This window comes from Priestia sp. 10L35, assembly GCF_056395685.1.
Genome location: NZ_JBFTKA010000001.1, coordinates 134,724 through 150,964 on the forward strand (window position 1 = coordinate 134,724; position 16,241 = coordinate 150,964).

Below are 16,241 nucleotides of genomic sequence, written 5' to 3' on the forward strand. Positions count from 1 at the left end.
GGGGAGGAATTATAATGGCAAATATGCGTAAAAAAGTATCTGTTATCGGAGCGGGCTTTACAGGAGCTACAACTGCTTTTTTAATTGGTCAAAAAGAATTAGCTGATGTTGTATTAGTTGATATTCCGCAATTAGAAAATCCAGCTAAAGGTAAAGCGCTGGATATGTTAGAAGCAAGTCCTGTACAAGGCTTTGACGCTAACATTACAGGAACAGCCAACTACGAAGACACAGCTGATTCTGACATTGTCATTATTACAGCTGGTATCGCGCGCAAGCCAGGTATGAGTCGCGATGATTTAGTAACAACGAACCAAAAAATCATGAAGTCTGTTACTCAAGAAGTTGTTAAATACTCGCCAAACTGTCACATCATCGTGTTGACAAACCCGGTAGATGCTATGACGTATACAGTATTTAAAGAATCTGGTTTTCCTAAAAACCGCGTAATCGGTCAATCAGGCGTATTAGATTCTGCACGTTTCCGTACGTTCGTAGCGCAGGAGTTAAACATTTCAGTAAAAGATATTACAGGTTTTGTACTTGGTGGACATGGCGACGATATGGTACCTCTTGTACGCTACTCATATGCTGGCGGTATTCCTCTTGAAACGCTTATTCCAAAAGCGCGTCTTGAAGCAATTGTTGAAAGAACACGCAAAGGCGGCGGCGAGATCGTTAACTTATTAGGTAACGGAAGTGCATACTACGCGCCTGCTGCTTCTTTAGTGGAAATGACAGAAGCGATCTTAAAAGATCAGCGTCGTATTTTACCAGCGATTGCTTACCTGGAGGGTGAATATGGTTATAATGGCATCTACTTAGGTGTTCCAACCGTATTAGGAGCTGCAGGAATTGAGCAGGTAATTGAATTAGAACTGACTGATTCTGAAAAAGCTTCTTTAGACCAATCAGCAAAATCAGTTAAAACTGTCATGGGTGTATTAGCTTAATACAATAAAATGGGTTTGAGTATAGGTTTTTATCAATATTCAAACAATAGTCACAAGGAAAATTCGAGGGAAACCTCGAATTTTTCTTGTATATAAAGAAAAGCTATTACTTTATACAAAAGGTGGAATGATGATGGTATTAGGTAAAAAACAAAAAATAGGCCGAAGTATTGAAGATATAAAAGTTGGAGAAAAATTAACGCTAACGGAACGAATTGAAGATAAAGATATCTTATTGTACTTAGGGCTGACAAACGATTCTAACCCTTTATACATTCAGCATGATTACGCATCTCAGACCCCTTTTAAAAAACCTATTGTGCCAAGTATTATGATTACCGGTATTATGACAGCAGCCATTTCAAAGTATTTGCCCGGACCTGGAAGCCACGTTGCAGAACATACGGTAGCCTTCCCTAAAAAGATTCATCATTATAGCACGATTGAATTTTTATTTGAAGTGACAGAGGTAGATGTTTCTTCTAGAACTGTTACGATTGAGGTGGAAGCGGTCAATGAGCAAAAAGAGAAAGTAGTAACGGCGCGGTTTCTTGTGTATCCGCCGTTTAGACTTCCATCGGTAGAGACACACGACTTTGAAAATTTTTAAAACGCCTTAAATATTTATAAATATAGAAGAAACTGTTTGGTCATATTTTCTGAAAATGTTGAAATGTATTGGAGAACGAGGCTAAAACATTGTATGATAAGAGAAGATAAATAGAAAATAATATCATTTGGATGAAGCTGCGGTTTAATTTAACTAGATGGAGGCTTATATCGTTAATATGAGTAAGAAATTATTAGTCGTAGATGATGAACAATCAATTTCAACATTATTACAATATAATTTACAGCAAGCTGGCTTTACAGTAGAAACAGCTGAAGACGGGGAAGAAGGATACAACAAGGCACTAGAAGGAAAACCGGATTTAATTGTGTTAGACTTGATGCTTCCTAAGATGGATGGAATTGAAGTTTGTAAAAAGCTTCGTCAGCAAAAAGTGATGACGCCTATTTTAATGTTAACTGCAAAAGACGATGAGTTCGACAAAGTATTAGGGCTAGAGCTTGGCGCAGATGACTACATGACGAAACCATTTAGCCCTCGAGAAGTAGTAGCGCGTGTAAAAGCCATTTTACGCAGAACACAAATTATTGCTCAGGAAAATGAACAAGAGGAAGATGGCGAGCGCATCATGATCGGTGATTTAAAAATTCTTCCAGATCATTATGAGGCCTACTTTAATCAAGAGCAGCTTGAGCTTACTCCGAAAGAATTTGAGTTATTATTATATTTGGCAAAATACAAAGGACGGGTATTAACTCGTGATCAGCTGCTAAGTGCAGTGTGGAATTATGATTTTGCCGGAGATACGCGAATTGTAGATGTGCACATCAGCCATTTGCGTGAGAAAATTGAACACAATACGCGAAAACCTGTTTATATAAAAACGATTAGAGGATTAGGATATAAGCTGGAGGAACCAAAGGTAGATGAATAAATTTCGTTCAAGGCTACTTTTGGCTCTATTAGTACTTATTATTATTGTATTAGTAGGTCTTGGCCTGCTGCTGGGACAGTTGTTTAAAAACTTTTATTTTCAGACGTTTCAAGAGCGAATGGAAAAAGAGGCAAAGCTTGTAGAAATGTACATTAGCGAAGAAGGTATCACAAGTCCTGCTTTAAAATCTAAAGTTGATCAAATCAGCCATTCGTTAAGTGTACGAACGACTATCGTTCAAAAAGACGGAAAAATATTAGTTGACTCAAATCCAGGCAGCAAGCAGCAAAGAATCGAAAAAAGTATCGTAATCCAACAAGTATTAAAAAAGCAGTTAAACAGTAAAAAAAGCTTTGATCAAATTAAAGAAGATTACGACTTATATTACTATGGCATCCCGCTTATTATAGAAGGTAAGCAAGAGGGATTTGTTGTGCTGAGTACATCGTTTGATTCATTAAAACAAGTAAATCAGCAAATTTGGGGCCTTCTTATTGGAAGCTTAGGTCTAGCTTTGATTGTGATTTTACTCTTAGGTGTAAAGATTATGGGACGCTATACTCGTCCTATTGAATCGGCAACCAAAGTGGCTATGGAACTTGCAAAAGGGAATTATAAAGCTCGTACATATGAAGATTATGTAGATGAAACAGGGATGCTGAGTCAGTCTATTAACGCACTTGCTCGTAATCTGCAAGAGTCTATCACTAATCAAGAAATGCAGCAGGACAGGCTGCGCACGCTAATTGAAAATATGGGAAGCGGCATGCTTCTTATCGATAGTAGAGGCTATATAAACTTAGTGAATCGAGCTTATAAAGAGCAGTTTCATATACATCCGGATGACTTCCTTTATCATTTGTATTACGAGGTATTTGAGCATAAAGAAATCATTAAGCTTGTGGAAAAAATATTTATGACGGAAGTAAAGGTTCGAAAACAAGTGGTTCTCCCTTTAAATATTGAACGAAGATATTTTGATGTTTACGGAGCGCCGATTATTGGCTTAAACGATGAATGGAAAGGGATTGTGCTTGTTTTCCATGATATTACCGAGCTGAAAAAGCTAGAACAAGTTCGCCGTGACTTTGTAGCAAATGTGTCTCATGAACTAAAAACTCCTATTACGTCTATAAAAGGGTTTAGTGAGACATTGTTAGACGGTGCCATGGAAGATCCACAGCTGCGCCAGCAGTTTCTATCGATCATTTTAACGGAAAGTCAGCGCATGGAGAGTTTGATTCAAGATCTTTTAGATTTGTCTAAAGTTGAACAGCAAGGGTTTAAGCTAAGCATCCATCCAGTAGATTTGAATACCCTTCTCTATGAGGTCATAACAGTGCTATCAAACCGAGCGACTGAAAAAGAAATCACGCTAACGTTAGATACGCTTCCTGAAGAAGCGTGGATTGATGGTGACAGTCAGCGCCTTATGCAAGTGTTTGTTAACTTAATCGGCAATGCGCTCATGTATACAATGCCTGGAGGAACTGTTCACGTTTCGCTTGAAGAGGAAGAAGAAACGATTACGGTTCATGTTCAAGATACAGGTATCGGTATTGATTCTGATGAAATTTCACGTATTTTTGAGCGCTTTTACCGAGTAGATAAAGCAAGAAGCCGTAATTCCGGAGGAACAGGTCTTGGATTAGCAATTGTTAAACATCTCGTTGAAGCTCATAAAGGGGAAATTGAAGTGAAAAGTGAAGTCAATAAAGGGACAACTTTTTCGGTCAAGCTGCACAAGTATTTGCCGCAGATGTAAAATGTTTACGTTCCTTTTACAATTTATTTAATGTAGCTTAATAATTAATTGATACAATTTTTCATGGAAACCCCTTCATCCAAGGAGCCAATGTGTAAGGCGAAAATAGCTTTAACCGTGCTATTTTCGCCGATTCTTTTTGACAATTTCTATCCATTCACATGTTACACCGCCTAAAATAACTAGGCGGTGTTTTTATTTTATGATGTACAGATCTTATCACCGCATGAAAATAAAACGTTGAACTCAAGATTACTTTTTGTCCTTAAAGCTTATTGTTTGCTAAAATAAAGGTAAGATAAGAAGAGAGCGAAATGGAGGAACATGAATGACACAAAAACTAGTATTAATTGACGGGAATAGTATTGCCTACCGTGCATTTTTTGCTTTGCCGCTTTTAAACAATGATAAAGGAATACATACAAATGCCATATATGGCTTTACTACAATGCTGACACGTATCTTAGAGGAAGAGAAGCCGACACATTTACTTGTGGCATTTGATGCAGGGAAAACAACGTTTCGCCACAAAACATTTACAGAATACAAAGGAGGAAGACAAAAGACGCCTCCTGAACTTTCAGAGCAGTTTCCCTTTATTCGTGAGTTATTAGATGCATATGGGATTAAGCGCTATGAACTGCCTGATTATGAAGCAGATGATATTATCGGTACGCTTTCAAAACAAGCTGAACAAAAAGGAATGGCCGTAAAAGTCATTTCTGGTGATAAAGATTTACTTCAGCTTGTGTCAGAACATGTAACGGTAGATATTACGAGAAAAGGAATTACGGATGTCGATTCCTATACGCCTGCAGCCATTGATGAAAAGTATGGTATTACGGCTGCACAAATTATTGATATGAAAGGCCTTATGGGGGACAGCTCGGATAATATCCCAGGCGTGCCCGGAGTCGGCGAAAAAACAGCCTTAAAGTTATTAAAAGAGTTCGAAACGGTTGAAAATGTATTGAAATCTATCGATCAAGTCAGCGGTAAAAAATTAAAAGAAAAGCTAGAAGATAATCGTGAATCAGCTATCATGAGTAAAAAGCTTGCAACTATTTATTGCGAAGCGCCTCTTGAAGTATCTGTAGAAGATGCAAAGTATGACGGGTTTGAATCTTCAAAGGTCATCTCATTATTTAAAGAGCTTGGGTTTAATTCTTTGCTTGCTAAATTTGGTGAATCAGCAGAAGAGGAAGCAGATTTTGAAGAACTAACGTTTGAAATAGCGCAGGAAGTTCACGATGATATGTTAACAAGCGAAGCAGCTCTGATCGTAGAAGGGTATGAAGAAAACTACCATCACAATCAGCTGCTCGGTTTTGGAATCAGCAACAAAAATGGTCACTATTTTATTGATAAAGATACAGCTCTTTCATCTTCTAAATTTAAAGCATGGTTAGAAGATGGACGTGTAAAAAAGACGGTGTTTAATGGGAAACGTACGATTGTATCGTTAAAATGGGCGGGGCATGAAATTAAAGGAATTGAACATGATGTAATGATTGCTTCTTACATCTTGAATCCTGCTGAGGCAAATGATGACCTAGCGACAATTGCAAAATTAAAAGGATACCATCAAGTGCAATCAGATGAAGCTGTGTATGGAAAAGGAGCTAAGCGAAGCATTGCAGAAGCTGATCAGCTAGCTGATCATGTTGTAAGAAAAGCAGCCGCCGTAGCTTATTTAAAAGAAGTGTTAGAAAAAGAATTGGTGGAAAATGAACAGTTTGAGCTGTTTGAGAAGCTTGAAATGCCTCTTGCCATTGTCCTTGCTGATATGGAATATCAAGGGGTGAAAATTGACCGCGCGCGTTTGGATGAAATGGGCGAAGATCTTCGAGAGCAGCTTGAAAAAATTGAAGCGAAAATCTACGAATACGCTGGACAAGAATTCAATATTAATTCGCCAAAGCAGCTAGGAGTTGTTCTTTTTGAAAAAATGCAGCTTCCAGTCATAAAGAAAACAAAAACAGGCTATTCCACATCAGCTGATGTATTAGAGCAATTAGCTAGTACCCATGATATTATCCCAGAGATTTTACAATACCGTCAGCTAGGAAAATTACAGTCTACGTATATTGAAGGATTAAAAAAGGTTATTCATGAAAGCGATGGAAAAGTTCATACCCGCTTTAATCAAACATTAACTCAAACGGGAAGATTAAGCTCAGTAGATCCTAACTTGCAAAACATCCCGATTCGTCTTGAAGAAGGTAAAAAAATAAGAGGTGCGTTTGTGCCTTCACAGCCTGATTGGTTGATATTTGCAGCGGATTATTCACAAATTGAGCTGCGCGTACTGGCTCATATTGCAGATGATGAAAAGCTAATTGATGCGTTTAAGCATGACTTAGATATTCATACGAAAACAGCGATGGATGTGTTCCACGTCGAAAGAGAAGAAGTAACGTCCAATATGCGCCGCCAGGCTAAAGCAGTTAACTTTGGAATCGTCTATGGCATCAGTGATTACGGTTTATCGCAAAGTTTAGGAATTACAAGAAAAGCAGCGGCTACTTTTATTGAACGCTATTTAAAAAGCTTCCCTGGTGTACAGGAGTATATGGATACGATTGTACGCGATGCAAAAGAAAAGGGATATGTAACAACGCTCTTGCACCGCCGACGTTACTTGCCTGAAATCACGAGCCGAAATTTTAACCTCCGCAGCTTCGCTGAGCGTACGGCTATGAATACGCCTATCCAAGGGACGGCAGCTGATATTATTAAAAAAGCAATGATTGAAATGGATAAGCGCTTAAAAGATGAAAATCTTCAGGCTAAGCTGCTGCTTCAAGTACACGATGAGCTGATTTTTGAAGCCCCAGAAGAAGAAATTAAAATTTTAGAGAAAATCGTACCAGAAGTAATGGAGAACGCTTTAGAGTTAGAAGTTCCGTTGAAAGTAGATTATTCTTACGGAAAGACTTGGTACGAAGCAAAGTAGTGGAAAAAGGATGTGACAAACGTGCCAGAATTACCAGAAGTTGAAACCGTCAGACGTACGTTAATTGAATTAGCCAGTGGAAAGACCATTGAGCGTGTAACAGTTAAATGGCCTAATATTATCAAACGTCCTGAACAAGTTGAACAGTTTTGTGATGCGCTTGTTGGACAAACCATTCGAGATGTTGAACGCAGAGGTAAATTTTTGAAAATTGTGCTCGATGATTATACGATGGTTTCTCATTTGCGTATGGAAGGGAAATATGCTCTCCATGAGAATGCAGAAGAACCAGATAAGCATGTACACGTCTTTTTTCACTTCACGGATGGAACGGAATTGCGATACCGGGATGTAAGGAAGTTTGGTACTATGCACTTATTTAAAAAGGGAGAGGAAGATCTGTTTCCTCCTCTTATTGGCCTTGGACCTGAACCGTTTGACGAAACATTTAATCCTAGTCAATTAAAAATGAGAATCGGCAAAACCTCTCGAAAAATCAAGCCGGTTTTACTCGATCAAAATGTCGTGGTTGGGCTTGGAAATATTTATGTAGATGAAGCACTGTTTCGCGCAGGGATTCATCCTGAACGAGTGGCCAGCCAATTAACAGACGAAGAGTATGAAAAATTGTACGAAGAAATTGTAGCGACTCTTCAAGAAGCTGTGAAACAAGGAGGCAGCACCATTCGCACGTATGTAAACACACAGGGACAAATAGGCATGTTTCAGCAGCAGCTTTATGTGTACGGAAGAAAAGGCGAATCCTGTAAAATGTGCGGTACCCCAATTGAAAAATTTGTTGTAGGCGGTAGAGGAACACATATCTGCCCAAATTGTCAGCCGGCTAAAAAATAACAATGGATGGGCTCCTTTCATATACTACGTATAGACAGAAAGGAAAGGAGTCCTCTCATCATGATAACATTTTCTTTACTTATTCTTGCTTTTGCCGTAAGTCTTGACAGCTTTAGTGTTGGCCTGACATACGGACTTCGAAAGGTAAAAATCCCGCTGAAATCCATTTTTATTATTTCATGTTGCTCAGCATTTTCTTTAATGTTTTCTATGTTTTTAGGAAAAGTACTTACGCATCTATTTTCAGTGGATGTACTAAATAAAGTAGGCGGAGGTATTCTTGTTCTGCTTGGGATGTGGATTTTATACCAGTTTTTTTGTCCGGCAGATTCACCTCGAGTAAAAGAAGAAAAAACATTAGTAAAAATTGAAATTAAGTCAATTGGCCTAGTCATTAACGTATTAAAAAAGCCAATTGCAGCAGATTTAGATAATTCAGGTTCCATCAATGGTATTGAAGCATTTATACTTGGAATTGCATTATCTCTTGATGCATTTGGAGCGGGGTTTGGAGCGGCTTTATTAGGTTATTCGCCGTATGCTCTAGCAATTGCTGTAGCTCTTATGAGTTCTCTTTTTTTAAGTGCGGGCATACAATTTGGCAAGGTTTTTTCACGTTTATCATGGATGAAAATGTTCTCATTTGTACCAGGAGTTCTGCTCATTATTTTAGGTATTTTTAGATTTTAAATAAAGAGATAAAGGAGAGGCCAATGTCAATTGTAATTGGATTAACAGGCGGAATTGCAAGCGGGAAAAGCACGGTAACCGGAATGCTACGAGATATCAATATTCCAGTAATCGACGCTGATCACATTGCAAAAGAAGTCGTAGAACCAGGAAAAGAAGCATACAAACAAATTGTCGAGACGTTCGGCCGTTCTATTCTTCACGAGAACGCGGAGATCAATCGAGCGGCTTTAGGGGAAATTGTGTTTTATCAAGAGGAAGAACGTAAAAAGTTGAATGCAATTGTACATCCTGCCGTAAGAAAAGAAATGCTTTCTCAAAAGGAAAGCTATATAGAGGAAGGTTACGAAGCCGTTGTATTAGATATTCCGCTGCTGTTTGAAAGCGATTTGACACATTTAGTCGATAAAGTAGTAGTTGTATATGTCGATGAGTCTGTGCAGCTAGAAAGGTTAAAGTCGCGTAATAACCTCTCGGCGGAGGATGCCTATGCGCGTATCCATGCACAGCTGCCTTTAATTCAAAAAGTAGCCTTAGCCGATGCGGTGATCAATAACAACGGTCCTGTGGAAGAAACAAAACAACAGCTTTTAAGTATATTAGCCCTATGGCTAGATTAAAGAGTGAATGATTGCATTCACTCTTTTTTTATTGGGAATATTTAAGGGCTTCTAAAAAAGAATGTGTTAAATATCTGTTCTTGCTATATACATATAGTAAAACTTAATTAAAATAATTTATTAAAAAAAATTAATATTATTCACTTTTTAAATATTTATGTTATACTATTCAATATAAAAAGTTAAATAGTATAACACATATAGAGAGGGGTATAGCCATGAAAGCACGTATTGCCATTAATGGTTTTGGGAGAATAGGAAGAATGGTGTTTCGCACAGCGATTATAGAGGAAAATTTGGATATTATTGCAATAAATGCATCTTATCCAGCAGAAACGTTAGCACATTTAATCAAATATGACTCTATACACGGAGCATTTAATGGAGATGTCAAATGTGATGATGATGCGCTAATTGTTAACGGTAAAAGAATTCAGCTATTAAATTCACGTGATCCGCTGAATTTGCCTTGGAAAGAGCTTGGGATTGATCTAGTTGTTGAAGCAACGGGAAAATTTAATTCAAGAGAAAAAGCGCAGTTACATATTGAAGCAGGTGCGAAAAAAGTTGTCTTAACGGCACCGGGTAAACAAGAAGATATCACCATTGTGATGGGCGTAAACGAACGAGAGTTTGATGTGAATCAGCATAACATTATTTCCAATGCCTCTTGTACGACAAATTGTCTAGCTCCAGTTGTCAAGGTACTAGACGAAGCGTTCACAATTGAAAACGGTTTAATGACGACCGTTCATGCATATACAAATGATCAAAAGAATATCGATAATCCGCATAAAGATTTGCGAAGAGCCCGTGCGTGTGCTCAATCAATTATTCCTACAACCACTGGAGCAGCCAAGGCACTTTCATTAGTTCTTCCTCATTTAAAAGGAAAACTTCATGGGATGGCGCTTCGTGTGCCAACGCCGAACGTATCGCTTGTCGATTTAGTTGTGGATGTAAGGAAACCTGTGACGATGGAAGATGTTAATTTAGCGTTTATTAAAGCTGCTGAAGGACCATTAAAGAATATTTTAAATTTAACAATGGAACCACTCGTATCAATTGACTTTAATACAAATCCTCATTCAGCTATTGTAGATGGACTATCCACAATCGTAATGGAAGATCATAAAATTAAAGTGTTAGCTTGGTACGATAACGAGTGGGGCTACTCTCAGCGCGTAGTCGATTTGGTAAGATATATTGCTGCAGAAATGCGTAATGGATCAAAAATAAGAGTAAGCTAAGAAAGCTATTGATTGCTTTTAAAAAAACAGGGAGCTGTCGCCCTGTTTTTTTTGTTTTTATCCAAAAGAATAGGGAAAAGCAATAAGATAAGCATGCAAAGGGGTGTTTATTTTCCTCAATTTTAATAAAAAATTAATAATCGTTTAGCAGCTTTTACACACTGTCTCACGAGAATACAGGGGTAATTTGTATAGTTCTATCTGCAAGAACAATCTTTAATAAAATCAAAACACGTATTGCAAAATAAATGTAAACAAAGTATACTATGTTTCGTGAACTTCTTGTGTACCTTTCGGTGATGTGGCTACTTAAAGGGTTAGGACCTCTTTGGACTAACTTTCCCCCGTGGTAGTTAACATGCTATATGGCGAAAGAACTTCATGTTTAACGATTAAAAATTGTTAAAGGGGGAAATATCATTATGGAAACAATGGGTCGTCATGTCATCTCAGAATTATGGGGATGCGATTTCGATAAGTTAAATGATATTGATTATATTGAAAAAACGTTTGTTGATGCAGCTTTAAAATCTGGTGCGGAAGTTCGCGAAGTAGCGTTCCATAAATTTGCACCTCAAGGTGTAAGTGGCGTTGTTATTATTTCAGAATCACATTTAACGATTCACAGCTTCCCAGAGCATGGTTATGCAAGTATCGATGTTTATACTTGTGGTCATTTAGATCCTACAATCGCAGCAGATTATATTGCAGATGCTCTAAGTGCACAGACACGTGAAACAATTGAATTACCACGTGGAATGGGTCCTGTTCAGGTAAAACAAACTAAAGCGAATGCACTTTAATAGTGTCGATTGATTACGTAAGTTAAGAGGTGTATTACACACCTCTTTTTAGTATATAAATTTTTAATACGCAAAAACAAAGGGGATAACAACATGGGGGTAGTACAAGCAGTTAAATCTTTATTTTCTAATCATGTAGAAACAAACGATCACCATTCAGATCCAACTCTAAAAACGCATTATTACAAAACAACAGCCGGGAATGCATTTAAGCAAGTTCATGAAATGTTGAAGCACATGCAAGGGATAGAGATACTTGCTGCATATGAAGAGCGAGGAGAGATTAGCTTAAACGTTGTAAAAGGAAGAAAAGCTTTTGTTGTGATTACCATTATTAACGTACGTCCTCTTGAAACCGCTATCGATTTTTCTGCTACAACAGAATCAAAAGTGGTGCCGGTTGATTTTGGTTTTAGTAAAGAACTTGTACGTACGCTTTATAAGAGCTTTGATCAAAAACTCATTCCTCTTTCTTCGTAAGTTCCTTATCATTTTTGAATTTCAGGAAATAAAATGGGGAAATTCCTTTTCCTTTACTTGTATTCAAGCCTTGTTTTCTATAAGATGGAATAAAGCAAATCCTTTAATACAGCATCGTGTTTGTTAAAGGAAATGATGATAAAAATCATAATAAATGGCGAATAGCCGGCTAACATAGATGGAAATTAACTTATATAAGAGAAAATAAAAAGAAAAACAAGGTTTATTATTGGAGCTGAGAATATGAAGTGCCCATCCTGTCATTACAATGGAACGAGAGTGCTGGACTCGCGCCCTGTAGAAGAAGGCCGCTCTATTCGTAGAAGACGTGAATGCGAAGAGTGTCACTATCGTTTTACAACTTTTGAGAAAGTAGAAGAACTTCCGTTAATTGTTGTAAAAAAAGATGGAGCGAGAGAAGAGTTCAGCAAAGACAAAATCCTTCGAGGGTTAATTAAGGCGTGTGAAAAACGCCAAGTAAGCTTAAAACAATTAGAAGATACGGTACACGATATTGAAACAGAGCTGCGCAGTCAGGGTACATCAGAGGTGCAGTCAGATGTTGTAGGAGAAATGGTGATGGAGCGATTAGCTGCTATCGATGAAGTCTCTTATGTTCGATTTGCTTCTGTATACCGACAATTTAAAGACATCAATGTATTTATTGATGAATTAAAAGATTTAATTAAGAAGGAACGACTGTAAAAGAGCTATTGAAGTATTCTTTAGGCTCTTTTTTGTCATTTCTATTACTTTAAAAGTAGGTAGGGAACGACATGAAAGAACAACATTGGAAAGAAATGATACCGGTCGATCGTTATGTTGTTCGTTCGAACGGCATACTGCAGGAATACGACCGAAAGATTTTAACCATGCTCTATCAGCCGTTGGTGGGTACAACGTGCTTTGGTCTGTATATGACGTTATGGAGCGAGCTGGAACAAGATCGTTTATGGGGGAAAGAGTCTACGCATCATCATCTAATGTCAATGATGCAAATTAATTTGAAAGCTATTTACCATGAGCGGTTAAAATTAGAAGGCATTGGTTTGTTAAAAACATATATTAAGGAAGAAGATGATGTTCGTGTGTTCATTTATGAGCTCATTCCTCCTCTGACGCCCCATCAGTTTTTTAACGATGGCGTGTTAAATGTATATTTATATAACCGACTCGGAAAATCTATCTTTCAAAAAGTAAAAAATTATTTTTCTGATTCACTCGTCGATGAGCAATCGTTCAAAGATGTGACGCATTCATTTAACGATGTATTTAAATCAGTTAAAGCAACAGAGCTGGCTCCAAGTTTTCAGTCTGAAAGCAAGGATGTATTTTCTCCTGATGCTCAAACGGACTTTGTGGATTCCTCCAAACGCGCTTCTATTGAGATGAGCCCGGATTCCTTTGATTTTGATTTATTTTTAGCAGGTCTAACAGATTCAATGATTTCGAAAAGGTCTATTACATCTAAAGTAAAACAAGCGATTGAAAAGCTAGCCTTTTTATACGGTATCGATCCTCTTCAAATGAAAAATGTGGTGCTCGATTCGCTAAATGAGAACGATCAAGTTGATATTGAATTGCTTAGAAAAGCAGCACAGTCCTTTTACCAATTTGAAAATGGAGAAGCACTTCCAAATCTAAGCGAACAAATTCAGCCGCCTATGCTTCGTACCATGCAGGAAAAGCAGCCGCAGACAAAGGAAGAGCAGCTCATTCAACAGCTTGAAGTGACTTCTCCTCGACAGCTTTTGATCGAGTTTTCCGGGGGAGCAGAGCCTTCAAAAGCAGACTTGCAAATGATCGAAGAAGTGATGTTTAACCAAAAGCTTTCACCAGGGGTAGTAAATGTTCTAATTTACTACGTGATGCTAAGATCCGATATGAAATTATCTAAGAGCTATGTAGAGAAAATTGCTGGACACTGGGCGCGCAAAAAGGTACAAACTGTTCAAGATGCCATGAATTTAGCTAAAAATGAACAGAAAGAATATCAGAATTGGACCGAAGCAAAGCAAAATAAAAAAACAGCTGGACGAAAAATTGTGCGTAAAGAAATGGTGCCAGAGTGGCTGAGCGATGAAGAAAAAGAAGAGAAAAAGCAGCCTTCAAAAGAAGTGGACGGATTTGAAGAAGAAAAACGAAAGCTACAAGAAGAGCTCAAGCAGTTAGATCAAGAGCTAAAACAAAAGCATAAAGAATAAAAAGCAGGTATGATAGAGATGAGGTGAAAAAGATGAAGCCTATCAATGATTCACTAAATCAGTTAGTGAACAAAAAGGATTTTAAAGCACGCTTAGAAGCATTAAGAAACAGTATCCTGTCTAATCCCGAAGTTAAAACATTTTTGCAAGAGCATCGCCATGAGTTAGATGAGCAAATGGTTGACCGAGGTCTGATGAAGATGCATGAATTTATCGATCAAAGCAAATGCTGTGACAAGTGTCCTTCTCTGCAAAGCTGTGTCAACATGGTGAAAGGATACCACCCTCAGCTGGTTGTAAAAGGCCGTAATATTGATTTACAGTATGAACGCTGTCCTAGAAAAGTACAAGAAGATGAGCGAAAAGAACAAGAATCTTTTATTCAGTGTATGTACGTGCCTAAAGAAATTTTACAGGCAACAATGTCTGATATTGAAATTGAGCAGGGAAGATTTGAAGCCATTAAACTAGTAAGAGATTTTGTGCGAGAATATGAGCCGAATAAGAAAATGAAAGCTTTATATTTACATGGTTCGTTTGGTGTGGGGAAAACGTATTTTCTTGGAGCAATTGCCAATGCGTTAGCCGAAAAGAAAGTGAAATCTACCATTCTGTATGTCCCTGAGTTTTTGCGTGAGTTAAAAGGTTCGTTTCAAGATCAAAGTTTCAATGAGAAAATAGAGTATGTCAAAAAAGTACCGGTTCTTATGCTTGATGATCTCGGAGCAGAATCCGTAACGAGCTGGATGCGAGACGATGTGCTCGGAACCATTTTACAATTCCGTATGCTCGAAAATTTGCCGACATTTTTCAGCTCGAATTTAAATTTTAAAGAGCTACAACATCATTTGACTTATACCCAAAGAGGCGAGCAGGAAGAGCTCAAAGCCGCTCGTGTCATGGAACGAATTAAGTCTCTAGCCATTCCTGTTGAAATGAATGGAGAGAATAAACGAAATAGATGAGCAGGTCGTTTTACATTTCTTGTAACGACTTGCTCATTTTTTTGCATGTTGCCCCATATACATTAATAAAGCGTGTCCAAAGGGGGGCTATGAGGAATGAAAATATTCTTTAAATATGTAGAAGACGCAGTCGTTGTATATGAGTCTTTATGCGCGAAGCGAAGCGCTTTATCATATGGTTCACAGTGCTTGAAGCTGGTGAATAATCAGCTTTTAGTCATTGATGAGACATACAATAGAGAGGCCATTTTACAAGACATGGTGATACCGGTATTAACCCACGTAATTTTAAAAAAGAAAGAAAAAAAGATGATGGTAAACATATTAAAAGAACAATTTTTCTATTCAGAAGAGGAAGAGCAAGATTTGCTGCTTCAAATTATGGGGGGGATTATGGAAGGAGAGAGAGGCGAAATTCCGCAAAAAACATTTTCTCTTCCAAGAGAATTACTTATCCGCCAGGCTCTTCAAGACTTCTTCATTCATAATGTAACATTCACCTTTGAGTCTTTTCTCCAATTCCGTTTAAAAGAATATCAAGAGCGGCTGCGCTATTATGCCGAGCTGGCGATTGATGAATATAAGCTTGAACAAGACTATCAAATTCTTATTCATCAGCTGCGTCAAGCAGCTAATGAAAGACAGTCATCTACAGGTAACGTGTATGTAATGCACTTGAACAAAAACAAGTTTGTACTGTACGACCACAACAGTAGATATGTTCCTGAACGTGAATGTGCAGCTCTAGCAGAGGCCTTTTTATCTGAACAAGAATCATTATACATAGACTCAACTATTATCGCGCCTTTGCTAAGTTTATCTCCAGCTGCTATTCATCTGTATAGCGACCAGCATGATCATGATTTTGTTTATACCATTCAAAATATCTTCCAAGAAAAAGTTATGTTATACGAGAAAAATGAATTTCCGTTTGATCAAAAGCAAAATATAACGTGAAAGGTTGATTTCTATTTTGAAAATGAATATAATAAATGCATATTGAAAAACAGCTATATGTTACAAGTTATGATGAGGACATGAGTGTATATTTACGGTTTGTAGAGAGGGAGATCCAGGCTGAAAATCTCCTAACACGGAATATATTCTTACCACCTCTAAACTTCAGTAGTAAACGAGCAGAGCCTCTAGTAATTACTGACGGAATTTCCGTTATAAAACCTCGAGCCGCTTCGGG

15 protein-coding genes and 1 other annotated feature (1 of these 16 only partly in view) are annotated in these 16,241 nt (G+C 37.8%); all 15 genes read left to right on the forward strand.

Annotation, left to right across the window (positions count from 1 at the left end):
• Positions 1–14 precede the first annotated feature (14 nt).
• The 15 genes from mdh to ytxC all read left to right on the forward strand — a co-directional run bounded on the left by mdh (position 15) and on the right by ytxC (position 16,003).
• Positions 15–953 carry a malate dehydrogenase gene (mdh, locus tag AC1DEF_RS00675; RefSeq protein ID WP_013085194.1) on the forward strand — a complete coding sequence of 313 codons (939 nt, stop codon included), beginning with the start codon at positions 15–17 and terminating at the stop codon, positions 951–953.
• Between the two features lie 133 nt (positions 954–1,086).
• Complete coding sequence (locus tag AC1DEF_RS00680) at positions 1,087–1,563, forward strand: MaoC family dehydratase (RefSeq protein ID WP_016765707.1); 477 nt, start codon at positions 1,087–1,089, stop codon at positions 1,561–1,563.
• Positions 1,564–1,741: 178 nt separating this feature from the next.
• Positions 1,742–2,458: a response regulator transcription factor gene (locus AC1DEF_RS00685; RefSeq protein ID WP_013085192.1), complete on the forward strand. Its 717-nt coding sequence runs from the start codon at positions 1,742–1,744 to the stop codon at positions 2,456–2,458.
• Positions 2,451–4,223 carry a two-component system histidine kinase PnpS gene (gene pnpS / locus AC1DEF_RS00690; RefSeq protein WP_097824668.1) on the forward strand — a complete coding sequence of 591 codons (1,773 nt, stop codon included), beginning with the start codon at positions 2,451–2,453 and terminating at the stop codon, positions 4,221–4,223. Before AC1DEF_RS00685 ends, pnpS begins: the two co-directional genes overlap by 8 nt.
• Positions 4,224–4,551: 328 nt before the next feature.
• The gene (gene polA, locus AC1DEF_RS00695; protein ID WP_097824667.1) at positions 4,552–7,179 is read left to right on the forward strand and encodes a DNA polymerase I; all 2,628 of its coding nucleotides are present in this window, start codon (positions 4,552–4,554) and stop codon (positions 7,177–7,179) included.
• A 21-nt stretch (positions 7,180–7,200) separates the two neighbouring features.
• Entirely contained in the window at positions 7,201–8,034 is an 834-nt protein-coding gene (gene mutM, locus AC1DEF_RS00700; protein WP_013059438.1) for a DNA-formamidopyrimidine glycosylase, read from the forward strand.
• 60 nt (positions 8,035–8,094) lie between these two features.
• Entirely contained in the window at positions 8,095–8,724 is a 630-nt protein-coding gene (gene ytaF / locus AC1DEF_RS00705) for a sporulation membrane protein YtaF (RefSeq protein WP_016765704.1), read from the forward strand.
• Between the two features lie 23 nt (positions 8,725–8,747).
• On the forward strand, positions 8,748–9,344 hold the full coding sequence (gene coaE / locus AC1DEF_RS00710; protein ID WP_016765703.1) for a dephospho-CoA kinase: 597 nt from the start codon (positions 8,748–8,750) through the stop codon (positions 9,342–9,344).
• Between the two features lie 218 nt (positions 9,345–9,562).
• Positions 9,563–10,594: a glyceraldehyde-3-phosphate dehydrogenase gene (locus AC1DEF_RS00715; protein ID WP_016765702.1), complete on the forward strand. Its 1,032-nt coding sequence runs from the start codon at positions 9,563–9,565 to the stop codon at positions 10,592–10,594.
• 422 nt (positions 10,595–11,016) lie between these two features.
• Positions 11,017–11,397 (forward strand): adenosylmethionine decarboxylase, encoded by a 381-nt coding sequence (speD, locus tag AC1DEF_RS00720; RefSeq protein WP_013059434.1) that lies wholly within the window; start codon positions 11,017–11,019, stop codon positions 11,395–11,397.
• Positions 11,398–11,490: 93 nt separating this feature from the next.
• Positions 11,491–11,877, forward strand: coding sequence for a cytosolic protein (locus tag AC1DEF_RS00725; RefSeq protein ID WP_078082192.1), 387 nt, complete (start codon positions 11,491–11,493; stop codon positions 11,875–11,877).
• 243 nt (positions 11,878–12,120) lie between these two features.
• A complete protein-coding gene (nrdR, locus tag AC1DEF_RS00730) occupies positions 12,121–12,582 on the forward strand; it encodes a transcriptional regulator NrdR (protein WP_013059432.1) in 462 nt (153 codons plus the stop codon).
• Between the two features lie 71 nt (positions 12,583–12,653).
• Complete coding sequence (locus tag AC1DEF_RS00735) at positions 12,654–14,081, forward strand: replication initiation and membrane attachment family protein (protein ID WP_097824666.1); 1,428 nt, start codon at positions 12,654–12,656, stop codon at positions 14,079–14,081.
• A gap of 32 nt (positions 14,082–14,113) precedes the next feature.
• On the forward strand, positions 14,114–15,046 hold the full coding sequence (gene dnaI / locus AC1DEF_RS00740; protein WP_013059430.1) for a primosomal protein DnaI: 933 nt from the start codon (positions 14,114–14,116) through the stop codon (positions 15,044–15,046).
• A gap of 96 nt (positions 15,047–15,142) precedes the next feature.
• Positions 15,143–16,003, forward strand: coding sequence for a sporulation protein YtxC (ytxC, locus tag AC1DEF_RS00745; RefSeq protein WP_016765699.1), 861 nt, complete (start codon positions 15,143–15,145; stop codon positions 16,001–16,003).
• Between the two features lie 60 nt (positions 16,004–16,063).
• Positions 16,064–16,241, forward strand: a binding site (T-box leader) (it continues 71 nt past the right edge of the window).